18 protein-coding genes are annotated in these 21,799 nt (G+C 58.3%); 5 read left to right on the top strand and 13 right to left on the bottom strand.

Annotated elements, in window-relative coordinates:
- The first annotated feature begins 6 nt into the window (after nt 1-6).
- Nucleotides 7-1,461 carry a glutamate synthase subunit beta gene (locus DOU54_RS25300; RefSeq protein ID WP_072493316.1) on the top strand — a complete coding sequence of 485 codons (1,455 nt, stop codon included), beginning with the start codon at nt 7-9 and terminating at the stop codon, nt 1,459-1,461.
- Between the two features lie 82 nt (nt 1,462-1,543).
- Here DOU54_RS25300 and DOU54_RS25295 read toward each other — a convergent pair whose 3' ends face one another.
- The 4 genes from DOU54_RS25295 to DOU54_RS25280 form a co-directional block, all read right to left on the bottom strand.
- Nucleotides 1,544-2,899 carry a sensor histidine kinase gene (locus DOU54_RS25295; RefSeq protein WP_072493315.1) on the bottom strand — a complete coding sequence of 452 codons (1,356 nt, stop codon included), beginning with the start codon at nt 2,897-2,899 and terminating at the stop codon, nt 1,544-1,546.
- Nucleotides 2,896-3,570, bottom strand: a complete 675-nt coding sequence (locus tag DOU54_RS25290; protein WP_004445841.1) for a response regulator transcription factor — start codon at nt 3,568-3,570, stop codon at nt 2,896-2,898. Before DOU54_RS25290 ends, DOU54_RS25295 begins: the two co-directional genes overlap by 4 nt.
- A gap of 245 nt (nt 3,571-3,815) precedes the next feature.
- A complete protein-coding gene (locus tag DOU54_RS25285) occupies nt 3,816-5,051 on the bottom strand; it encodes an SGNH/GDSL hydrolase family protein (protein WP_072493314.1) in 1,236 nt (411 codons plus the stop codon).
- A gap of 65 nt (nt 5,052-5,116) precedes the next feature.
- Entirely contained in the window at nt 5,117-6,340 is a 1,224-nt protein-coding gene (locus tag DOU54_RS25280; RefSeq protein WP_004445839.1) for a lytic murein transglycosylase, read from the bottom strand.
- A 195-nt stretch (nt 6,341-6,535) separates the two neighbouring features.
- On the opposite strand from DOU54_RS25280, the gene galU reads away from it, so the two are divergent.
- Entirely contained in the window at nt 6,536-7,423 is an 888-nt protein-coding gene (gene galU, locus DOU54_RS25275; protein WP_004445838.1) for a UTP--glucose-1-phosphate uridylyltransferase GalU, read from the top strand.
- Between the two features lie 58 nt (nt 7,424-7,481).
- Here galU and uppP read toward each other — a convergent pair whose 3' ends face one another.
- Nucleotides 7,482-8,975 carry a polysaccharide biosynthesis protein UppP gene (gene uppP, locus DOU54_RS25270; RefSeq protein ID WP_113732032.1) on the bottom strand — a complete coding sequence of 498 codons (1,494 nt, stop codon included), beginning with the start codon at nt 8,973-8,975 and terminating at the stop codon, nt 7,482-7,484.
- Between the two features lie 410 nt (nt 8,976-9,385).
- Between uppP and DOU54_RS25265 the strand changes: the two genes are divergently transcribed.
- A complete protein-coding gene (locus DOU54_RS25265) occupies nt 9,386-9,751 on the top strand; it encodes a PAS domain-containing protein (protein ID WP_035208590.1) in 366 nt (121 codons plus the stop codon).
- A gap of 58 nt (nt 9,752-9,809) precedes the next feature.
- Nucleotides 9,810-10,805, top strand: a complete 996-nt coding sequence (locus DOU54_RS25260; protein ID WP_006697193.1) for a KpsF/GutQ family sugar-phosphate isomerase — start codon at nt 9,810-9,812, stop codon at nt 10,803-10,805.
- A 34-nt stretch (nt 10,806-10,839) separates the two neighbouring features.
- Here the strand turns inward: DOU54_RS25260 and DOU54_RS25255 are convergent, their stop codons facing one another.
- From DOU54_RS25255 to DOU54_RS25230, 6 genes are all read right to left on the bottom strand, one after another.
- Entirely contained in the window at nt 10,840-11,304 is a 465-nt protein-coding gene (locus tag DOU54_RS25255) for an NfeD family protein (RefSeq protein ID WP_006697192.1), read from the bottom strand.
- Nucleotides 11,305-11,306: 2 nt separating this feature from the next.
- On the bottom strand, nt 11,307-12,356 hold the full coding sequence (locus tag DOU54_RS25250; RefSeq protein WP_022563068.1) for an SPFH domain-containing protein: 1,050 nt from the start codon (nt 12,354-12,356) through the stop codon (nt 11,307-11,309).
- Between the two features lie 57 nt (nt 12,357-12,413).
- Nucleotides 12,414-13,448 carry a ferrochelatase gene (hemH, locus tag DOU54_RS25245; protein ID WP_113732031.1) on the bottom strand — a complete coding sequence of 345 codons (1,035 nt, stop codon included), beginning with the start codon at nt 13,446-13,448 and terminating at the stop codon, nt 12,414-12,416.
- Nucleotides 13,449-13,801: 353 nt separating this feature from the next.
- The gene (locus tag DOU54_RS25240; protein ID WP_113732030.1) at nt 13,802-15,718 is read right to left on the bottom strand and encodes a 5'-nucleotidase C-terminal domain-containing protein; all 1,917 of its coding nucleotides are present in this window, start codon (nt 15,716-15,718) and stop codon (nt 13,802-13,804) included.
- A 217-nt stretch (nt 15,719-15,935) separates the two neighbouring features.
- On the bottom strand, nt 15,936-16,310 hold the full coding sequence (gene omp10 / locus DOU54_RS25235) for an outer membrane lipoprotein Omp10 (protein ID WP_003506132.1): 375 nt from the start codon (nt 16,308-16,310) through the stop codon (nt 15,936-15,938).
- 146 nt (nt 16,311-16,456) lie between these two features.
- Nucleotides 16,457-17,902, bottom strand: a complete 1,446-nt coding sequence (locus DOU54_RS25230) for a homospermidine synthase (RefSeq protein ID WP_072493310.1) — start codon at nt 17,900-17,902, stop codon at nt 16,457-16,459.
- Between the two features lie 250 nt (nt 17,903-18,152).
- Here DOU54_RS25230 and DOU54_RS25225 point away from each other — a divergent pair, with 250 nt between their 5' ends.
- Nucleotides 18,153-19,061, top strand: coding sequence for a sensor domain-containing diguanylate cyclase (locus DOU54_RS25225; RefSeq protein ID WP_006697187.1), 909 nt, complete (start codon nt 18,153-18,155; stop codon nt 19,059-19,061).
- On the opposite strand, the gene DOU54_RS25220 is transcribed toward DOU54_RS25225, so the two are convergent.
- Nucleotides 19,058-19,693, bottom strand: a complete 636-nt coding sequence (locus DOU54_RS25220; protein ID WP_072493443.1) for an aminotransferase class IV family protein — start codon at nt 19,691-19,693, stop codon at nt 19,058-19,060. The genes DOU54_RS25225 and DOU54_RS25220 overlap by 4 nt on opposite strands.
- 101 nt (nt 19,694-19,794) lie before the next feature.
- A complete protein-coding gene (locus tag DOU54_RS25215) occupies nt 19,795-21,645 on the bottom strand; it encodes a M3 family oligoendopeptidase (protein WP_113732029.1) in 1,851 nt (616 codons plus the stop codon).
- Nucleotides 21,646-21,799 lie beyond the last annotated feature (154 nt).

Genomic DNA, 21,799 nt, shown 5'->3' with positions numbered 1-21,799 from the left:
ATAAACGTGGGCAAGGTTACAGGTTTTCTGGAGATCGACCGGCAGGTGGGCAAGTATCAGCCCGCATCGGATCGTATCCGCCACTTCCGCGAATTCACCATTCCGATGTCGGATGCCGAGGTGCAGAAGCAGGCGGCGCGCTGCATGGACTGCGGCATTCCCTATTGCCACGGCCCGACAGGCTGTCCCGTGCACAACCAGATCCCCGACTGGAACGATCTGGTCTACAATAACAACTGGGAGGAGGCGATCCGCAACCTCCATTCCACCAACAACTTCCCCGAATTCACCGGTCGCGTCTGTCCCGCCCCCTGCGAGGAGGCCTGCACGCTGAATCTTGAGGATGCGCCGGTCGCGATCAAGACCGTCGAACAGGCTATTGCCGACAAGGCCTATGAGCTGGGCTTCATCGTGCCGAAGCCGGCGACGGTCCACACCGGCAAGAAGGTCGCCATCATCGGTTCCGGTCCTTCGGGTATGGCGGCGGCGCAACAGCTTGGCCGCGCCGGCCACGAGGTTCACGTCTATGAGCGTGAATCCAAGCCCGGCGGCCTGCTGCGTTACGGCATCCCCGATTTCAAGATGGAAAAGAACTTCATCGACCGCCGTGTCGAGCAGATCAAGGGCGAAGGTGTTACCTTCCATTGTGGCGTCAATGTCGGCGTCGATGTGACGGTGGAGGCGCTTCTCGCCGACCACGATGCCGTGCTTTATTGCGGCGGCTCGGAAACCCCACGCCCGGCCGGCATCGGCGGTGCGGATCTGCATGGCGTTTATGATGCCATGCCCTATCTAGTGCAGCAGAACCGGCGCGTCGGTCGTGAAAACATTGACAGCGTTGGCTGGCCGGCCGATCCGATCCTCGCGGGCGGCAAGCATGTCGTCGTTGTGGGCGGTGGCGATACTGCATCCGACTGCGTTGGCACGGCGTTCCGCCAGGGTGCTGTTAAAGTCACCCAGCTCGACATACGCCCGATGCCGCCGGAAAAGGAAGACAAGCTGGCGGTTTGGCCTTTCTGGGCAACCAAAATGCGCACCTCGTCTTCGCAGGCCGAAGGCGCCATCCGCGAGTTCCAGGTGGCGACCCTCGAATTCGTTGGCGAAGACGGCGTGCTGACAGGTGTGAAGTGCTGCCAGGTGGATGACCGACGCAAGCCCATTGCCGGCACGGAGTTCATCATCAAGGCCGATCTCGCCTTCATCGCCATCGGCTTTTCCGGTCCCTTCACGGACAGCGTTCTGAAGGAAATGGACGGCAAGCTGACACTCAACACGGACCGCCGTGGCTCCACAAATGTCGTCGCCAACGAGACGGATTACAGGACCTCTGTCGACAAGCTCTGGGCGGCGGGCGATGTGCGCCGTGGCCAGTCGCTGGTGGTCTGGGCGATCCGCGAAGGCCGTCAGGCGGCGCGTGCTATCGATGAAGCGCTGATGGGCGCGACCGTTCTTCCGCGCTAAGCCGGCAAATGGATAAAAATGGAAAGGCCTGTCGCACCCGCAACAGGCCTTTTTTTGATGTCAGAAAACGAGCGCTTCTTTTTCAGCAATAGGGAAGCGTAATCCGGAAGCAGGCCCCACCGCTGGATGAATCGCCGATAGTAATATCTCCGCCGTGATACCGCACGATTTCCTGCACGAGATTAAGCCCGAGGCCCGTGCCCCGGTCTCTAGGTTGCAGGCGATGAAAGGCATCAAAGACGAGTTCCCGCTCCTTTTCAGGAATGCCGTTGCCTTCGTCGGCGATCTCTATCACCCGATTGGCCGCCACTGTCATCGTTATGGTTCCGCGGTTGCCGCCGTGTTCTATGGCGTTTTGCACGATATTCATCAGGGCTCGCCGCAGGGAAGGGTCGTCCGCAAGTGCAAGGATCGGTTCTTCCTCCGGTTCAAATGAGAGCTCATAACCCTGCGAGATGGCAAGCGGTGCCATATCGGCAACAACCGATCTGCATAGATTGACCAGATCGAGCGGCACCAATGGCGCCTTCTGGCCGCCGAGACGCTGCAGATCGAGCAATTGTTCGGCCAGCACGCCGATACGGTTGGCATCCGCCAAAATCCGGCTGCGTGCGGGCCCTTCCAGCAGAGTTTCGACACGCGTCTGTAGAATGGCGACCGGCGTGCGCAATTCGTGCGCGGCGTCGAGAATGAAGCGCTTGTGCCGTTCATAGCCATCGTCCAGGCGCTTGAGTGCACCATTGACGGCGTGCACCAGCGGCTGCACTTCCCGTGGAATATCATTGTCGGGCAAGCGATATCCGCGTCTGTCGATATCGATCGCTTCCGCGGTTTTGGCAATCGTCGAGAGTGCCCGAAATTCCCTGCGGATGATCAAGGGAATTGCTATCGTGGTCGCAATGGAGATGAGGACGAGGACCGGGAAAATCATGATGTTGGAAAACAGCAGAACAGGGAGCGTCATGCTGAAAAGATCGCCTTTTCCGACCATCACGAACTCTCCGGCTGGCCCGGATGCACGGCGAACGACCGCAAGGTAAAGAACGGCAAAATAGGAGTAGGACATCCCGGCTTCGCGAATGTTCGAAATCTTGATGTCGTTTAACTCCTTCTCCATGTTGCTGTAGGCCTCGGGCACAGGGCCACCCTGGATGAGCTCATCCTTGTCGCTCAGCGCAACAAACCAGAAATCGGGCATTTTTTCCCGGAGTTTGGCATATTCGGCTGTCTCGTTCAGCGTAAGCTTCCCATCCGTATCGCGGATCAAAGCGTTTGCAGTTATCTGCGCCGCCTCCGAGCTAAGAAGAGCGCTGCCGACGCCGTCGCTCAACAGATAGGCAAAGAACGCGACGCTGACGATCAACAGACTGCCGATCTGGAAGAGGAGCAGTTGAATGGTCAATCGCCGCTTCAGTGACTTTCTCTTTGACAATCTCATCCCGTCGCCCTCAAAAGATATCCCACGCCGCGAATGCCATGCACCTCCACGGCGGCGTCCGCAGCCTGCAATTTGCGCCGCAAGCGGGAAATGTGGGAATCGAGCGCATTGGACTGGATTTCATCGTCAAAGTTATAGACGGCCTCTTCGAGCAGCGAGCGCAGCACTGTTCTGCCCTGTCGTCGCAGCAAGGCTTCGAGAATCAGCAACTCCCTTCTCGTCAGCGGAAGAAACGCGCCGTTGATACGCACTTCGCGCGTCTCGAAACAAAACTCCAGCCTGCCGAGTTTTGCCGTCATCGCCACGGTTCCGGCGGGTCGGCGCATCAGGGCGCGAATGCGGGCAAGTAGCTCCTCGACAGCGAAAGGCTTGGCCATATAGTCATCTGCACCGAGGTTCAGGCCCTTCACCCGATCCACGAGCCCGCCCTGGGCCGTCAACACTATGACGGGTGGGGTGACCGGCAGCAGACGCAGATTTTCTATCAGTTCGATGCCGTCACCATCGGGCAGTTGCCGGTCCAGCACAACGAGATCGTGGACACCATCCATGATGGCGTGTCGAGCGAGATCCAGTGTTCCGACCGTATCCACGATAATATCGAACCGATGGAGCGCGGCAGACAGGGCCGCTGCCATCTCACGTTCGTCTTCAACAAGCAGCAGGCGCATGAATTCGTCTCGGCATTGTCTGCACGCTTAGGGTGAAGCGTACACATGGAGTCAAAAACGACGGTGCCGTTGACGCTCATGGCAAGCGACGCGTGGCCGTCGAATACATTCGCCATGCGAAATCGGTGGAGCGGCGGAGGTTTGTGGCCGATCTCCGCATTCCTGCAAAGCTGCAGCTATCCTGTCATCGTGGGATTGCCTGAACATTACGCCGACCGACTGGGCGGCAGACGGCGGGCAAGCTTCTATTGCTTTGCCTGTGTGGTATCGGGCGTAATCCGATAGTCATCGATGCGGCCTGCCGGCGCATCGGCCATTTCGCCACGCTTGGTCAGCCTTTCGCGCGGGGATTCCACAACGGAGACGCGTGTTGGCGCGGCCGAAAGAGGGACATCCCCGAGCAGTTTGTCGCCGCCATCGAGAGCGGGATCGGTAAGGCTGATCGACTGGGTGCGCACCTGTCCCGCATCGATGCCAAGTGCCGGCAGGGAGGTGAGTGCCGGCAGATTGCTGCCGTCCAGTTTCACAAGGTCCGGTCCGGCGCCGTCGAGGTGCCGGCGGACGAATTTCTCGACGTAAAAGGCAAGCTTGCGCTTTCCGGCCTGCGTCATGCCGATACCGTCGGCCTCACGCAGGCGGGCCTGCTGACCGTTCATGTCGTAACCGGTGATGACGAATTTGCCGGCTTCGTCGACAAAACCGTCCCAGACATCCACGAACTCGCCGCCGAATTTTTCCACATGGCTGCGGTAAAGCCGGTTGAACCCAACGAGATCCGCAGAAAGCGAGGGAGACTGGAAGGCGGGCAGACCCACCCATAATAGCGGCACTTTCGGACGGCCGGCGAGGGTGAGAAGCTCATCGATCCGCCTCTCATATTCCTTGAGCCATACCTCCGTGCCGAATTTTTCCTTGATATCGCCGATCTGCATCTGCTGGCGATCGTTCGAGCCCATCATGATGACAATGGTGGCGGGGTTGGTCTCGCTTATGAACTGCGGCAGGTTTTTGAACCAGTCGTAATAATCGGTGCGCACCAGGCCGGAAGAGCCATTGGCACGCACATCTACCGCGATTGCCGGCGAGCTGGCAAAGGCATTGACCAGCTCTTCCCCCATTCCGCCGGCGAGGAAATCACCGATAACAAGGACGCGCCTGGCATTTTCAAGCTTGGCGGCAGGCTCCGGCTTAGCGGTTCGCATCTGCACCACCGAAGGCGCTTTCCTTGCTGGTTGCGGGCGGGTAACCGATCTTTCACGCGGCGCGGATGGAAAATCGCGCCGGTTGCGGGGCTGGTATTCGCGGCCTGATCCGCCATCGCGGCCCACCGGCCTGCCGAAGAGCATTTCAAACAGGGTGCGCCGCTGTTCCTGTGCCAAGCTCTCGGAGGGAACGAGCGGCATGGCAAGAACAGCGGAAAGAAGGACAGCGCAGAAACGCCAGCCGGTTCTTCCAGTTTTTTCCGCAGGTTTCGTACTCATGACATCGGCCCTTCCGGATATTTCGGCGGCGTTTCGTAATTGCCGCCGAACTCGCCGGCACATTATCAGTTGCGAAGGGCTCTCAGCAACCGCTGCGACGGCTGGCCGTCCGCGTCCATCCCCATGCGTGACTGGATGGCACTGATGGCGGCCTTGGAACCGGAGCCGAAGTTGCCGTCGACTTCACCGTCATAATAGCCGAGTTCCTTCATGCGGGTCTGGAGTTCGAATTTTTCGCGAATATCCAGCGTACCGTCCGGACGCGGCCACTTCTGCTGCATGCCGCCGTAACCGGCGATTTCATCCGCGAGCAGTCCGACGGCGAGCGCATAGCTGTCGGAGGCGTTGTATTTCTTGATGGTGAAGAAGTTCTTCATCATCAGGAAGCCCGGGCCGTTTGCCCCGCCCTGTAGTTTCAGCATCGCGCGGTCGGAGCCACGGGTGAAATTCTTGCCGTTGGGGCGGGTGAAGCCAAGCTTTGCCCATTCAGCGATGGTCTTCGTCTGGCCTTCATACCGCGCGCCGCCACGCGGAACGGCGGTTTCGTAACCCCATGTCCGGCCGGGCTCCCAGCCGTTTTTCGCGAGAAGATTGGCGGCAGTTGCGAGAGCGTCCGGGACGGAATGCCAGATGTCCCGTTTGCCATTGCCATCCGCATCTACCGCGTAGAGCAGGTAGCTTGTCGGGATGAACTGTGTATGGCCCATCGCGCCGGCCCAGGAGCCCGTCAGCTGTTTGGGGGTGACGTCACCCGCCTGAAGGATCCTGAGCGCGGCAATCAATTGCGTACGCGCGAATTTGGCGCGCTTGGGATCGGAATAGGCGAGCGTTGCCAGTGCCTGCGGGATGTTGTGCAGACGCTCCGGCTTTTCGAGAACCGCGCCGTAATTCGATTCCATCGACCAGATGGCGAGAATGATGTGCTTGTCGACGTTGAAGTTGCGCTCGATCCAGTTGAGGGTCGTCGCGTGCTTCATCTTCATTTCGCGGCCAATCCGCACCGTGTACGGATTGACGCGGGAGTCGAGATAATCCCAGATTTGCGTTGTGAATTCCGGTTGGAAAGTGGCCTTGCGCAACGCGTCGGGATCCGGCTCGCTAACGCCGGCAAAGGCTTTCTGATAGGTCGCCTTGCTAATGCCTTCTTTCGCGGCTGTTGCATAGAACTGGTTGATCCACTGACGGAATCCCGCATCGGCGCGGGCCGAAACCGGCGCCAGTGAGATTACGAGGCCAGCAGCCACCATGCAGCCGAATTTGCGGACATCTGAAAGGATCATCTTTGTCATCGTCTGTCTTTCGTTCTCTCGAATGTCATTTCGATTGCGAAAACGCATCGGGCGTCATCATGGATAACAAAAGAACGTCAACAAATTCTTTACCATTAATAGATGGTAGCGTCACCCTTTACAAAACGTTGTTGTTTTTGAAATAACAACAGCGTGCGGGGATTGTGATCAAGTGTTATCTCTCAGGAGGAATATGTGGTAGAACATAAGAAAATTCGGAAGGCCGTATTTCCCGTCGCAGGTCTCGGCACGCGCTTTCTGCCCGCAACCAAAGCAGTTCCAAAGGAAATGCTCACCGTCGTAGATAAGCCGGTTATTCAGTACGTCGTCGATGAAGCGGCAGAAGCGGGTATCGAGCATTTTGTATTTGTCACCGGCCGCGGCAAGGCGGTGATCGAAGATTATTTTGATATTCAATTTGAACTTGAACAAATGCTGCGCGAGCGCAACAAGAATGCCGAGCTGACACTGCTGGCTGGCCTTCTGCCCAAGGCAGGCACCGCAAGCTTCACGCGCCAGCAGGTGCCGCTCGGCCTGGGCCATGCGGTCTGGTGCGCCCGTGATATCGTCGGCGACGAGCCCTTCGCCGTGCTTTTGCCTGACATGATCATGCATTCACAGAAAAGCTGCCTGAAGGGCATGGTCGAACTTTACGACCAGACCCAGGGCAACGTCATCGCCGTGCAGGAATGCGCTCCCGACCAGACGCATAAATATGGTATCGTCGGCGTTGGCGAGACCGTGGGTGAGGGTTTCAAGATCACCGAAATGGTTGAAAAGCCTGCAAAGGGTACAGCGCCTTCGAATTTCTACATTAACGGTCGCTATATTCTTCAGCCCGAGATTTTCGATATTCTCGAAAATCAGGAGCGTGGCGCCGGTAATGAAATCCAGTTGACGGACGGCATGCTGACGCTTGCCAAGTCGCAAGAGTTTGCAGGCTATCATTTCCGCGGTCAGACCTTCGATTGCGGCGCCAAGGATGGCTTCATTCTGGCCAATGTCGCTTTCGCTCTCGAGCGCGGCGATATCCGTCCGGCAATCGAAGAGCCGATCAAGGCCCTGATCGACGGGCTGAAGTGAGAGACCAGAGAATAGATGACAAAATCCCGGCCTTCGCGCCGGGATTTTTATTTGGCGCTTATCGCTTCAGGACAAGCCCTGCACCGACGCGAAGTTCGCTGCTGTCATAAACCGGTGTCCACTGGTAGCTGACATCGGCAGTCAGATCGAGATAACGGTTGAGACCCCAGGTCAGGCCGGCTCCCGCCGTATATTCCACGGCGTCCTCCGTATCGGAGGAGGGGAATGTGCGATGCACGATTTGGCCGGTCAATCGCGCTACCAGATTGCTGCGCAATTCGTGGGTCAGCCCGGCATCCAGGCGATAGGAAACCCATCCGCCCTGCGGGCCGCCGGCGAAATCCTCTATTGTCGTGCGCAGGCCAAGATTGACATTCGTGCCGCGCTGGGGTGACCAGTTAAGTTCGCCGTCCAGCGTCAACGCGCCGATCGACGCAAGGCGATCATCGTCATATTGTTTGCGCAGATAACCGATGGCGGCTTCGCCACGGGTCTTTTCGCCGAGATCGACCTCTGCCCCAATCTTCGCCCCATAGGCATTGGATGAACGGGCATAACCGGAATTGTCGAGGCGGCTGTCATATTTCGTTGTGCCGGCGTTCAGTTCGAGGAAGGGGATCAGCGCTGGTGACAGCTCATAGCCGAGGCGTCCGCGCAGATTCGCACCATTCTGGTCACGGTCACTGAGGCTGATCGGCCGGCCATCGAGACCCTTCGCGTCGGTATACACCGTACGGGACAGGTCAAGCGCGGCCAGACCTCGCAGCTTGCCGAAATCCCGCTCTATCGATGCTCCGGCGCTGAAACGGTGTTCGCCACCCTGCACGGCGGCGCCGGTCAAGGCATTGGGATCGGTCGTGTCTTCACGGCTGAATTCGTAACCGGCCTTGAGGTTGGCGGTTGTTTCTGATCCGAGGTCAAGACGCAGATCGGCCTCTATCCGCGCCCTTGGTTCTTCTCCGTCCTTATCACCGAAGTTTTTCTCCCACGCGCCGTCTCCGGTGACGGTCAAAGCATGGCGGGACCAGTCGCTGGTGAGCGTTCCGCGTATGCCTGTCGTCAGATAGTTTCGTCGCGAGGGACCACCCGTATTTCTCTGTTTTTCCGTGTTGATGGTCTGACTGATCGAAGGCCTGAGCAGAAGGGTGCCCAGCCGAATTCCCGGAGTCTGTCCGGGTTCGGTAACAACGCGTGGGTTTTCGCCCCCGTCCACGGTCGGCTCATAGGGGTTGTCTGCGTCGGCATAGGGCTGCCCCGCTTCGTCCTGCTGCTCGGAAATCGCGTCACCAGGATTATTTGAGGGACGCCAGAGTTGGGGCGTGGGTACAGGTGCCGTTGTGGCCTGGGCCGTACCCGCTATTGTCCCGGGGGTCGGTGCGGGAGCGGCGGAGCCAATGCCATCGGTCGTGGTAGCGGCGCCCGGCATTGCCGGGGCGGCAGTCGCCGTCTGTGCAGAAGCATCTTCGTGGTGGTAAAAAAGCGTGCAGGCGAGCAGCAGGGTTGCTGCTTTCCGCGACGTCGGCAGACGTGTGGCGGTGCCCTTCACAGTCATTCCTTTTCACCCGGCGAATGGGCCGAATGCCGGACCGACAGTCCGCCAATACATTGCCGCAGGCCCCAGTCAGAAAGGCCGACGAAACGACATGGACAAACCAGGGACCAAACAGTCGACGCAAGTTTTAACATCGCTTTAACAATAGGTTTTTTATGGTTAACAGTTGATAAAGATCGCCGGAATTTCCTGGTGTCACGGGGAGGCGTCCTGGAGTACCGTCCACTCCCGTTACCTGCGCGCACCGGTCAGAGCTGGCGGCAGCGGGGCTGTTCGCAAATGCAAATTCCTAATATGAAAAGATTAAAACGTTTCAATTTGGCACGGAATCGCCCTATGATTAACGAAAGTTGACCTTCCATTGCCCGGCAAATCGTATTGAATTTTATTTTGTGTGACAGTGTAGTTTCATGAAAGCCGTTTTGAATATCAAACAGGTCGGTTTCTATTGTTGGGATATTACCAATGACCGCTTCTATTTGGATGAAGTGTGCGCTGAACTACTCGGAATTCCACTAAGACAGGCAATGCAGGGCATCAGTATTTTCCAGATACTCGAAAAAGTGGATCTGGATCATCGGAATCGGGTTATAGAGACCGCCTTGAACACCCTGAAGGATGCGAGCTTCTACAATCAGGAATATGCCGTGCGCCGCACCGACGGTTCGGTTTCCTGGGTGAGGACCGCTGGCCGATATCTCGTCGATGAAGAAAACATTCCCTTTAAGCGGCTGGGAACCATGGAGGAAATTTCTCCGCCGGATCTGCGCCACTGAAGCAGGCGGTTTCCGGCAGGGAGTGGACTTATTCCGGCTGAAAGAGTAACAGTCGGCCATGATTACGCGCGCCGTCAACTTGGTCGAAGACAATGCCATCGAATCCGCCGTACGGACGATTTCGATGGAGCGGGCGGGCCTTGCCGCCCTCGAGACGGCTCTGCGAGACGGTCTCTCGGTCCCCTTCTGCAAGGCGATCGAAACAATCGGCCAGTCGAACGGCCGTCTCATCATAACCGGTGTGGGCAAAAGCGGGCATATAGGTGCGAAGCTGGCGGCCACCTTTGCGTCCACTGGAACGCCGGCATTTTTTGTCCATGCGGCGGAGGCCAATCACGGCGATCTGGGCATGATCGGCGGCGACGACGTGGTTCTCGCCATCTCCAAGGGTGGGGAAAGTGCCGAATTGCGCAGCATTATCAATTATTCGCGCCGCTTTTCCATTCCGCTGATCGCGCTCACCTGTTCCGAGACATCATCTCTGGCGAAGGCTTCCGATATCGTATTGCTGGTTCCCAATGAGCAGGAAGCCTGCCCGCTTGGCCTTGCGCCCACAACCTCCACATTGATGCAGCTTGCACTTGGTGATGCCCTTGCTGTTGCGCTGCTGGAAGCGCGCAATTTTACGGCCGGCGATTTCAAGGTATTTCACCCCGGCGGCAAGCTGGGCGCCAGTCTCACGCTGGTCAGCGACATAATGCATACCGGCGATCGTGTGCCGCTGGTCAAAAGGGGAACGGCCATGCCGGAAGCCGTGGGTGTTCTCTCCCGCAAGCATTTCGGCTGCGTCGGCGTTCTCGATGAGGACGGGCGTCTGTGCGGCATCGTCACCGAGGGGGACATGGCGCGCAACCTGTCGCGCAATCTTGCCGAATTGACTGTGGACGATATCATGACCCGGACGCCCAAGACGGTCAAAAAATCGGTCCTGGCAACGGGTGCGCTGGCAACGCTCGAAAAATTCCACATCGGCGCATTGATCGTGGTCGATGACGATAACCGGCCGATAGGACTGGTGCATTTCCACGATCTGCTGAGAATCGGCGTGGCCTGAGGCCAGCCGATCCTGAGAAGGCTGATCCTGAAACCTATCGCTCTAACGGCTCGACTGTCAGCGTTCGTCCCCGGGCGGAAGCGATCTTCACCCGGGTTCCCGCCGGCAGGTCTTCACCGTTGACCGGCCACCAGGTATCGTCCAGCCTGATACGGCCCCGCCCTTCGACAATCGGTTCCTGAAGCGTCGATGTGCGGCCGACAAGGCTTGCCTCTCGCTGGTTGAGGAAGGGCTCGTCGCTTGTCGCCCGGTTTCTGCCGAAGTATTTCCGGCCGAGCAGAGCGAAAACGACGGAGAGCGCGGCAAACATCACTAACTGCAATTGCCACGCCCAAAACGCTGTTTGCCAAAGGAGCAGGGAGAGCGCACCGATGACCAGTGCGGCAAGGCCGATCCAGATCAGAAAGACGCCGGGGGCGATGAGTTCGGCAGCGAGCAGCACGAAAGCGACGATCCACCAGCTCCATGGTCCAAGTTCCGTGGCAAGCCCTTGCAGCATCTTCACTTCTCCGAGGAAGAACCGAAGGGATTGCCGGGAGCCGTGACGTTAATCGTCTGGCCCGAAGCCCGTGTCGGCGGCACGGAGCGGGAGGATGCGGGGGCGGCGGGAGCAGTGGGCGCGTCTCCGTCGTTGCCGAAGACCTCTTTCGCAATCGTGCCGATACCGCCGAGAGAGCCGATCAGCGCCGAGGCCTCCATCGGCATCAGCACGATCTTGGCATTCTTGGCTGTGCCGATCTCGGCAAGTGCTTCAGTGTATTTTTGAGCAACGAAATAGTTGATGGCATGGACATTGCCAGCAGCAATGGCTTCCGACACCATCCGGGTGGCGTTGGCTTCGGCCTCGGCGAGACGTTCGCGCGCTTCGGCGTCGCGGAACGCTGCTTCGCGCTGGCCTTCCGCTTCCAGAATAGCGGATTGTTTTGCGCCTTCCGCGCGCAAAATCTGGGCATTGCGGGCGCCTTCCGCCTCCAGCACCTGCGCGCGTTTTTCGCGCTCCGCCTTCATCTGCCGCGCCATGGAATCGACGAGATCCTTCGGCGGCGCGATATCCTTGATTTCAATGCGGGTGACCTTGATGCCCCAAGGTCCCACGGCCTCATCCACCACGCGCAGAAGGCGGTCGTTGATGGCGTCTCGGTTCGACAGCAATTCATCGAGGTCCATCGAACCCATGACCGAGCGGATATTGGTCATGGTAAGGTTCTGGATGGCGTTTTCCAGATTGGCGATCTGATAGGCAGCCTGCGCCGCATTCAGAACCTGATAAAACGCCACCGCATCGGCGGAAACGCTGGCATTGTCGCGGGTGATGACTTCCTGTGTGGCGATGTCGAGCACCTGCTCCATCACGTTCATGCGGGCGCCGATGCGCTCGAAGAAGGGTACGATGAGGTTCAGGCCAGGCTCGAGCGTGCGCGTATAGCGCCCGAAACGTTCCACCGTATAGCGGTATCCCTGCGGCACGGTCTTGATGCCGGCAAACAGCACCAGAATGACCAGAACCACGGCTGCCAAGACGACGATGTCGAAACCGCCCAATGCGATCATCACTTTACCCTCCAGCACATCATGATCAGGGTTTACCCCCGTATCGTTATGGCAAGATTACACCCAGCCTTGCAACTCCCGCCGCACAACCTTTTCGAGAACGGTCATGCCCTCGGCACTGTCATTCAGGCATGGGATGTGGGTGAATTTCTCGCCGCCATTATGCAGGAAGATTTCTCCGGCTTCACCGGCAATTTCCTCCAGGGTCTCAAGACAATCCGATACGAAGCCGGGATTCATCACGGCTATACGTTTGATGCCTTCCGAGGCGAGTTTTTCCACGGTCTTGTCGGTATAGGGCTGAAGCCACTCTTCCGGTCCGAAACGGGACTGGAACGTGATCATGAAGTTCTTTTCCGTCAAGCCCAGAGCCTCCCGCAGCAGACGGGCGGTTTTCTGGCAATGGCAATAATAGGGGTCGCCCTTTTTGAAATAGGATTGCGGAATGCCGTGGAAGGAGGTGATCAGCATCTCCGGCTCCCAGTCCAGCGTCGCCAGATGTTTTTTGACGGAGGCGGCGAGCGCCTCGATATAGGCGGGATCGTCATGATAGGGCGGCACGGTGCGGATCGCCGGCTGCCAGCGCAGTTTCATCAGATGTTCAAACGCCTTGTCGTTCACGGTCGCCGTGGTGGACGCGGCATATTGCGGATAAAGCGGAAAAAGCAGGATTTTTTCGCAGCCCTGTTCTTTAAGCGCGTCGATCTTCGAGGCGATGGAAGGCTGCCCGTAACGCATTGCCCAGTCCACAACCACGTTGGGCAAATCCTTCAATGCCTGCGCCATCAACTCGCCCTGGCTGCGCGTATATGTTCGCAGGTAGCTTTCATTGCGCTCGTGGTTCCAGATTTCCTCGTAGGCCTTGCCAACCTTCTGCGGGCGCTTGTTGAGGACAATGCCGTAAAGGATCGGGTACCAGTAGAGGCGCGACCATTCGATCACGCGCTTGTCGCTCAGGAACTCCGCCAGATAACGGCGCATCGGCCAATAATCCGTACCATCGGGCGTGCCGAGATTGACGAGCAGCACGCCCACCTTGCCAAATGCGACACGGGGATGGTTCGCGGGGAGTGCGGATAGTTCTGTCACCATGAATGATACCCTGAAACTCGAACTGGTTGTGCGAGGGACGCTCCGCCCCGGATAAAGGCTGGAAACGTTCCATCGTCTGTTTATTGACCCCAACGCAAACAGCAATGAAGTTTGGCCGGACGTGCCCGAGCTATACGCCCGTGGCGTTACTTTGTTCATCGTGTTCTAGACGAAATTCTTCAGGATTAAACCACCGCCACCGGCTATTTCCGCCATTCCGGCAGGCACATGCCTTCAGGCGGCAAAATTATTCTCGTAAGTAACTGTTTTTCATTATAAAAAAGAAGCCGGCCCAGAAATCCGAGGGCCGGCTTCGTGTCTGCGGCATATTGCCCTGTCTGCTGCAGCCCCGCTTATTGAGCCGGCAGTTCCAGCTCCTCGCCGATTTCGATGTGGTTCGGATGCTTCAGCGTGTTTGCCTTGGCAATTCTCTGCCAGAGCGCGCCGTCGCCATATTTCTCCGCAGCAATTTTCCAGAGCGAATCGCCTTTTTCCACCACATATTTGCTGGCGGCTGCAGCAGCTGCAGCAGGCGTCGTTGTGGGCGGTGCGGGGGTGGCAGGGGCTGCAGGCGCGGGTGCCGGCGTGGCGGCCGGAGCGGCTGTCGTCGCTGCCGGCGCGGGTGCTGCGGGCTTCGCCGGGGCGACGTAACCTGCGGGCGTCACTTCGGCGATGCGGCCATCCGTATAGGGCCTATAGGGGCTGTTGGCGGTAATATAGGCCGCAACGGCCTCCTCGAGATTGGGGCCGAAATCATAAGCGTTGATGGCTTTGGTCGCAAAAACCTTGAAGCCGTCACCCCCGGTCCGCACGTAGTTATTGGCCGCCACGATATAGGTCTTGGCGGGATCGAGAGGCACGAAGGCATCGCCTTCCTTGACTTCGACGGAAACGACGCGGCTGCCGGCCGGCTTCGAGCGGTCGAAGGAATATTTCATGCCGGAAACCTGCATGAAGCGGCCCGCACCGTCATCAATCTGGCTGACGCCGTTTTCGAGGGCGGCACGAATATCCTCGCCCTTGAGCTGGAAGGTTGCGACGGTGTTCTGGAACGGCAGAACCGTCAACACTTCACCCATGGAGACATCGCCGCCATCGATGGAGGAACGCAGGCCGCCGCTATTTGCAAAAGCGATGGTGACGCCCTGATCCTTGACACGGGCCAGCGTTGCGTCGGCCACCAGATTGCCCATCGAGCATTCCTTCACGCGGCAAATCTTGCGGTCGCCCTCGATCGGGCCCTCAGAAGTGCCGACCACCTTGGCTTTCAGGGCTTCGATCGGCGCCTTCAGTTCATCGATACGCTTCAGCGTGGCTTCATCGGGCTTGAAGGAGGAATCGACGAGGATCGGGTCTCCCTTGCTTTCCTTCACCACGCCGTTGTCGTCGAAGACGACTTTGAGGTCGCCAAGATATTTGCTGTACTGGCCGGCCTGCACGACAGGAACCTTGTAGCCGCCGGGATTGTCAACGAGCGTCGGATAAGGGCCTTCGGCTTTCTGGTCGGTGTTCGACAGCAGCGTATGCGAATGGCCGCCAACCACAACATCGACATCGGGAATTTTGGCGATGAATTCCAGATCGCGCGGGTAGCCGACATGGGTGAGCGCGATGATCTTATCGACGCCGTCCTGCTTCAGCTTCTGTACCTGTTCGCTAATTTTCGCGACATCTTCGGCAATGGTGATGTTGGGACCAGGTGTTGCCAGTTCGGCCGTATCGTTGGCAACGGCGCCGACGATACCGATTTTCTGTCCGCCGACCTCGAGCACGATGGACGGCTTTACCCGGTCGCCGATTTTAGAGGCGGCGGTGGCCACCACGTTGGCGGTTACGACGGGGAATTGAACCTTGTCGAGGAAGCCGGCGAGCCCGTCCTCGCTATCGTCGAATTCATGGTTGCCGACGGTCATCGCGTCGAACTTCATGGCATTCAGCATTTCCGCTTCCACCGTGCCCTTGTAGGTGGTGTAGAACAGTGAGCCCTGGAAATTATCGCCGGCATTGAGCAGCAGGACGTTTTTTCCCCCGGCCTTCAGGGCATCCCTTGTCTGGTTGATCGCTGTCAGCAGGCGCGCGGCACCGCCGAAGCATTCATTCTTGCCTTCCTCTTCCGCAGAGCAGGTCGAGTCGAATTTGTTGATCGATTCGATACGGGAGTGAAAATCGTTGATGTGAAGAATGTTGAGCTCGTAATCGGCCAGAGCCGCGCCGGCGGAAAGCGTTATCGCCGAAACGCTCAGCATGCCCAGTCCCAAAATTTTCTTCATGGTCCCTCTCTCCTGTTCAAAGCGGAAGCCCTGGCCGGTTGATCATTCTCCGACCGCGCTCATTCTTTAGTCCGAAAACATGTCAGTCTTTCGAAAACCGGATGTTTCCATTTAGCGGCAGTCGCCGCAAGCGAAATTATGACAGGTAGGCAATAAAGAAAAACGCACGCCAAAGGCGTGCGTCTGAGGGGTTTATCTTATTGAATAGGTGATATTATCAGCCCTGACGCGTGAGCGAGAACTGGCTGTTTGTGTCCGTCGTGCAGTTCAATTGTGACGGGGAGACGAGGGCGCAGTTGACGCGCGACTGCGTGTTGCGCACCAGCGACGTCATATTGATTTCGTAAAGCGTCGGCGAAATGGTGACATAGGTGCCGGAGGCCAGCAGCGTGTTGGTGTCGGTCGACCGGGTGGAGAAGGCGCCGTTCTGGAAGGTCGATACGATGCCGTTGCGGTCGATCCAGCGGCCGTCGACAGCCGGCCCGCGGGACAGGGACGGCGCCATCGAGGTTTGCTGCGATGGACCCGGCGCGACGCATGAAGACACCGCGATGGCGGCTGAAAGCAAAGCCGCGCTTGTCTTGAAGTTCATGAGCCTGTTCTCCTGCGATTCGATAAAAGCTTCTTGCTTCGACCATGCCGTGAAGCGTTCTTTATTTCAAGGCAACGTTGTTCGCTCTCCCCGGTTCCTGAGGTCATTCAGGAAAGTCCCGGCGTGGCAAATATGAGACTCTTCCATCAGCGCACGAGGATGTTGCGGAACTGCCAGGGATCGGACTTGTCGAGATTTTCGGGGAACAGGCCGGGACGACCATCAAGCGGTGTCCAGTCGGTATAATGACCCTCGACCGGGCCGAGATAGGGGCGCTGCACTTCAAGGCAGCGGCGATAGTCCATCTCGTCGGCTTCGACGATGCCGACCTGAGGATTTTCGAGCGCCCAGACCATGCCGGCCAGCACCGCCGAACTGACCTGCAGTCCGGTCGCGTTCTGGTTCGGGGCAAGCGACCGCGCCTCTTGCAGGCTGAGCCGGGAGCCATACCAATAGGCGTTTTTTTCGTGACCATAGAGCAGGACGCCCAGCTCGTCGGCGCCATCGACAAGCTCGTCTTCGCCCAGCACATGCTGAACCGGCTGAGGAATGCCGCCATTGCCGAAGAGTTCATGCAGGGAGAGAATCGCGTCGTTGCAGGGATGGTAGGCATAATGACAGGTGGGTCGGTATGTCACGTCGCCACCTTCGTTGCGGACGGTGAAATAATCCGAAATCGAAATCGCCTCATTGTGCGTGACGAGAAATCCATATTGCGGCCCAAGGCCCGGGCACCATGTGCGTACTCTTGTGTTGGCGCCCGGCTGATCGAGATAGATCGCTGCCTTGCTGCCCTTCTTCTGTTTTTTTGCGTTTTTCGGCATCCAGTTCTCATGCGTTCCCCAGCCGAGCTCTGCCGGCTGAAAACCTTCCGCGATAAAACCTTCGACGGACCACGTGTTCCAGAAAGCGCCGAAGGGCTTGGGTTCTTTCGCCCGCTGGGTGTCGCGTTCAGCCACGTGAACACCCTTGACGCCAAGCCGCTCCATCAGTTTCGCCCAGCCTTCCCGGTCATGGGACTGCGGCTCCTCGATGTCGACGCCGATATCCTTTGCGAGATTGACGAGTGCCTGTTTCACGAACCACGAGACCATGCCCGGATTGGCGCCGCAGGTCGAAACGGCCGTCGTGCCGCCGGGTCTGCGCGCCTTTTCCTTGAGCATGGTCTCGCGCAGCGAATAATTCGTTCTCGCGGCATTGTCGGCATCGGCATCGAAATAAAAGCCGGGCCATGGCTCCACGACGGTGTCGATGTAGAGCATGCCGTGTTTACGGCAAATCCGCATGAGATCGACGGATGCGGCATCCACGGAAAGGTTGACGCAGAAACCTTGACCCCGCACGCCTTTAAGAAGCGGCTTGAGAACCTCCTTATAGTTCTCCTTTGTCAGGTGTGTCTGGATATGACGGATGCCCTTCTCGGCCAGAAACGGGGCGATGTCTGCGCGCGGATCGATGACGACGAGGCGGGTCCGGTCGAAATTGAAATGACGTTCGATCAACGGAAGAGTGCCGCGCCCGATGGAGCCGAAGCCGATCATGATGATTGGGCCATCGATATCGCCATAAATCGGGTGGTTTGCGTCCGTCATTCGTCAATTTTCCTTTTTCAGCCAATAAGTAAGCTAGATCACAAAAGCGTGCCACAATAAAGGGCAGGCAGATGACGGACATATGACGGTGCTGCCCGCAAGGTCGGTTCAGCTTCTCTTCCCTTCATTCTGCCTCTTCGCATTTTGGAGGGCGCGTCTATAATTGAACTCTTCTTTTCGCCATCGACCAAGGCTCGGGGGGCTTGACCGGATGATGGAGGAGGGATTTCTCCATCACAGGAGTTGCCTGTTGAGTGATCTTTTCGCGCGTGTAACAGCGCTTCAGAGTGCCACCCCCGTTTTGATCGCCCTCTATGATTCCGACGATCGGTTGCGGCATGCCAATCCGTCGTTTCGGGAGAGCTTCAGGCTTGCCGAAGATGATTTTCCGACCTGGGCGGATATCATGCGGCTGAACCACCGGCTGCGGACCGGTGTCGTCATTCGCAACAATGATTTCGAGGGATGGCTGCTGTCGGCGCAGTCCCGTCGCGGCAAGCTGCCTTACCGCGCCTTTGAGATGGACATGTATGACGGCCGCTGGTTCTGGATGACGGAAACGGTGCAGCAGGATGGCTGGATGCTGTGCGTTGCAAGCGATGTCACCGAATTGCGCCAGGGTTACAGAACGCTGAGGCAGGACAGGGATCTGGCCGTACGCGCCTCCCAGACGGACGAACTCACGGGAACGGCGAACCGTCGCTTCGTCTTCGCCAAGCTGGCGTTGCAGGTCGAGCAGGTCTCAAAGGGGCTGGAGGCCTCTTTTTGCCTTTGCACGCTCGATATCGATTTTTTCAAGCAGATCAATGATCGTTTCGGTCATAAGTGCGGTGACGCGGTGCTGCGCGATTTTGTCGGCGTCGCCCATTCCGTCATCCGCAGGGTCGATTGTTTCGGCAGGATCGGTGGTGAAGAATTCATGCTCGTCCTGCCGAGAACGTCTCTTGCCGAGGGGCGGGACATTGTAGAGCGGCTGCTGCAGCGAGTTCGGCTTTCGCGACCTCTCGCGGATTTTCCGGATTTTTCCTACAGCTGCTCGGCCGGCATGACGGCCTATCGGACGGCGGAAAGCGCGGACGATATTTTCACGCGTGCCGATCAGGCCCTTTATGCGGCCAAGGAGAAGGGCCGCGACCGGCTTCTGGCGGTAACGGTTTAGATGAGTTCCGCCGCAACCAGCCCATGCAGCGAATTGCCGACGAAGAGCCTGCGGCCGGCAATGTCTTCCGGCCTCAGTGCCTGTCCACGCGCCTTGCGTTCGCGGATCAGATCGGCGCGCAGCACGCCCGGCAGAATGCCGCTGTCGAGCGGCGGCGTTAGCAATTGCCCATCTGGCATTTCCACGAAAATGCTGGTCGATGATCCCTCGCACAATTCGCCGCGTTCGTTGAGCAGCAGTACCTCGTCGGCCTCTCCGGCTGAAAATTCAGCACGGGCGGCGTCATAGGGTTCGCGGCGCGAGGACTTATGGCGATAGAAGGTATCAGTGGAATCGAGTTTGACGTTCCGGGCGATACGAACCCGCCAGACCGTATCCTGTCGCAGGGGCTCGAACGCGGTGGTTTCGATGTCCAGTTCCCCCTTGTAGTTCATCACCAGCCTGACGCAGAGCGGCTTGTCGCCGCCCACCGCCTTTTCCAGCGCCTGAACCGCATTGGCCGGGGCACGGAAACCGAGCGCGTCGGCAGAGCGCAGCAGCCGGCGGATATGCTGGTCAATGCGCTGAAAGCCGGTCTGTTGCTCCCAGCGCAGCGTTTCCCTCAAGGTCAGATCGGCGGGTTTGCGTTTCATGGCCTGTGCTCGTCGTCCGAAATTGATGACCGGCATCCTGTGCCGGCACCATCAACCGGCAAAGCTTATCCGGAACAGGATAGCCCTGCCGGTGGATGAGATTAAGCCTGCCTGTTATCCAGCGCTTCCAACTCGTCGATCAGCCCCTCGATCATCGAAAGCCCCTTGTCCCAGAAGGAGGGATCGGTCGCATCAAGGCCGAAGGGCTTCAGGAGTTCCGAATGGTGCTTGGTGCCGCCCGCCCTCAGAAGCTCGAAATACTTCTCCTGAAAGCCCGACTCGGCCTTCTGGTAAACCGCATAAAGCGAGTTTACCAGGCAATCGCCAAAGGCATAGGCGTACACATAGAAGGGCGAGTGGATGAAATGGGGGATGTAGGTCCACCAGGTTTCATAGCCTTCGGAAATCCGGATCGCCGGACCCAGGCTCTCGGCCTGAACGGAAAGCCACAAGTCGCCGATCTGCTCGGAGGTCAGTTCACCCTGCTTGCGCGCAGTGTGAAGCTTGCGCTCGAATTCATAAAAAGCAATCTGGCGCACGACCGTATTGATCATGTCCTCGACCTTGCGGGCGAGCATGGCCTTGCGTTCCCGAACATCCTTCGTGTCATCGAGCAGTTTGCGGAAGGTCAGCATTTCCCCGAACACCGAGGCCGTTTCAGCCAGAGTGAGAGGCGTCGCGCACATCAGGGCCCCCTGTTCGCCGGCCAGAACCTGATGCACGCCATGGCCAAGCTCATGGGCAAGCGTCATCACGTCGCGTGGTTTGCCGAGATAGTTGACCAGCACATAGGGATGGGCCGAGGGCACGGTGGGATGTGCGAAGGCACCCGGCGCCTTGCCGGGGCGGGCAGGGGCGTCGATCCATTCTTCATCGAAGAAGCGGCGGGCAATATCGGCCATTTCCGGCGCGAAGTCGCCATAGGCGGAAAGTACGGTATCCTTTGCCTCATCCCACGAAATGATCGTGTTCGACGTATCGGGAAGGGGTGCGTTGCGGTCCCAATAATTCATCTGCTCCATGCCCAGCCACGTCGCCTTCATGGCGTAATAGCGATGCGAAAGGCGGGGATAGGCTTTTTTGACTGCCGCCGCCAGCGCATCGACAACCTCGCGCTCGACGCGGTTCGCCAGATGGCGGCTATCGGCAATATCCTCGAATTTGCGCCAGCGGTCGGAAATATCCTTGTCCTTGGCGAGCGTGTTGGTGATGAGCGTGAAGACCCGCAGATTGGCCTTGAAGGTGGCGCTCAGCGCTTCCGCCGCCTTCTTTCGGGTTTCCGGTTCCGGCTCCTGAAGCATGTTGAGCGTCACTTCCAGCGGCAGGCTTGCGCCGTCTATGTCGAAACGCAGATCTGCCATCGTCTCGTCGAAGAGGCGGTTGAACGCCGCGGCGCTGGTCATCGATTTTTCAAGGAAAAGCTGTTCGAGCTGATCATCGAGCTGGTGCGGCTTGTCCTTGCGCAAATCCACAAGCCAGGGGCGGTAATGCCCTGCAGCTGCATCATTCGCCATGCAGGCGTCCATCGTGGCGTCGTCGATGCGGTTGAGTTCGAGCGTGAAGAACAGGAGGTGGGAGGAAATATCCGTCAGTTTCGCCTGGGCGTCGCCGTAGAGTTTGCCGTTTGCCGGATTGGATGTGTCGGAAAAATAGGTGAGCCCGGCAAAAGAGCCGATGCGGCCGATAAGATCGTCCAGCGCTTCATATTCCTTCAGCGCCGCGCCGATGCCCTTTTCGCCCGTCGCCTTTGCGGCGGCCTCAAGCTTGCCCTTCCATTTCTGCTCGAAAGCAGCCGCCATCGACGCCGCTTTCTCCAGGTCACCCCTGTATTCGGCCGAATCTCCCGACGGATAAAGGTCCGAAAGCTTCCAGCCGGGCAGGTCGCCGAGCACTGGGGCGGCTGTTTCGGCGAGGGCGAAGACAGGCTGCGGAACGGGTTGGTTGAGGGTCATCGGATATGTCCTTCTGATTATGCTTTGCGCAGCATATGGGGCCTTTGTTTCCCGCGGCAATGGATAAAATGCAAGCAATTCTCAAAACTGGATGTTCAAGTCTCCCGTGCCAGAGTGCGGCACAAGGGACCGCATGACGCAGGTCCATAAACCG

This window comes from Agrobacterium sp. MS2 (assembly GCF_003261015.1).
Lineage (GTDB): Bacteria > Pseudomonadota > Alphaproteobacteria > Rhizobiales > Rhizobiaceae > Agrobacterium > Agrobacterium pusense.
The sequence above is the reverse complement of the archived record's forward strand: the minus strand, read 5'-3'. Positions and strand labels throughout refer to the sequence as shown.

Excerpts from the sequence above, each read along its gene's own strand:
- DOU54_RS25295 (WP_072493315.1), bottom strand. The coding sequence starts at position 2,899 with ATGAGATTGTCAAAGAGAAAGTCACTGAAGCGGCGATTGACCATTCAA.
- DOU54_RS25265 (WP_035208590.1), top strand. The coding sequence starts at position 9,386 with ATGAAAGCCGTTTTGAATATCAAACAGGTCGGTTTCTATTGTTGGGAT.
- DOU54_RS25230 (WP_072493310.1), bottom strand. The coding sequence starts at position 17,902 with ATGACGGACGCAAACCACCCGATTTATGGCGATATCGATGGCCCAATC.
- uppP (WP_113732032.1), bottom strand. The coding sequence starts at position 8,975 with ATGACTGTGAAGGGCACCGCCACACGTCTGCCGACGTCGCGGAAAGCA.
- DOU54_RS25285 (WP_072493314.1), bottom strand. The coding sequence starts at position 5,051 with ATGAGTACGAAACCTGCGGAAAAAACTGGAAGAACCGGCTGGCGTTTC.
- DOU54_RS25240 (WP_113732030.1), bottom strand. The coding sequence starts at position 15,718 with ATGAAGAAAATTTTGGGACTGGGCATGCTGAGCGTTTCGGCGATAACG.
- DOU54_RS25215 (WP_113732029.1), bottom strand. The coding sequence starts at position 21,645 with ATGACCCTCAACCAACCCGTTCCGCAGCCTGTCTTCGCCCTCGCCGAA.
- DOU54_RS25220 (WP_072493443.1), bottom strand. The coding sequence starts at position 19,693 with ATGAAACGCAAACCCGCCGATCTGACCTTGAGGGAAACGCTGCGCTGG.
- DOU54_RS25280 (WP_004445839.1), bottom strand. The coding sequence starts at position 6,340 with ATGACAAAGATGATCCTTTCAGATGTCCGCAAATTCGGCTGCATGGTG.
- DOU54_RS25290 (WP_004445841.1), bottom strand. The coding sequence starts at position 3,570 with ATGCGCCTGCTGCTTGTTGAAGACGAACGTGAGATGGCAGCGGCCCTG.
- hemH (WP_113732031.1), bottom strand. The coding sequence starts at position 13,448 with ATGGTGACAGAACTATCCGCACTCCCCGCGAACCATCCCCGTGTCGCA.
- omp10 (WP_003506132.1), bottom strand. The coding sequence starts at position 16,310 with ATGAACTTCAAGACAAGCGCGGCTTTGCTTTCAGCCGCCATCGCGGTG.
- DOU54_RS25255 (WP_006697192.1), bottom strand. The coding sequence starts at position 11,304 with ATGCTGCAAGGGCTTGCCACGGAACTTGGACCATGGAGCTGGTGGATC.
- DOU54_RS25250 (WP_022563068.1), bottom strand. The coding sequence starts at position 12,356 with ATGATCGCATTGGGCGGTTTCGACATCGTCGTCTTGGCAGCCGTGGTT.
- DOU54_RS25260 (WP_006697193.1), top strand. The coding sequence starts at position 9,810 with ATGATTACGCGCGCCGTCAACTTGGTCGAAGACAATGCCATCGAATCC.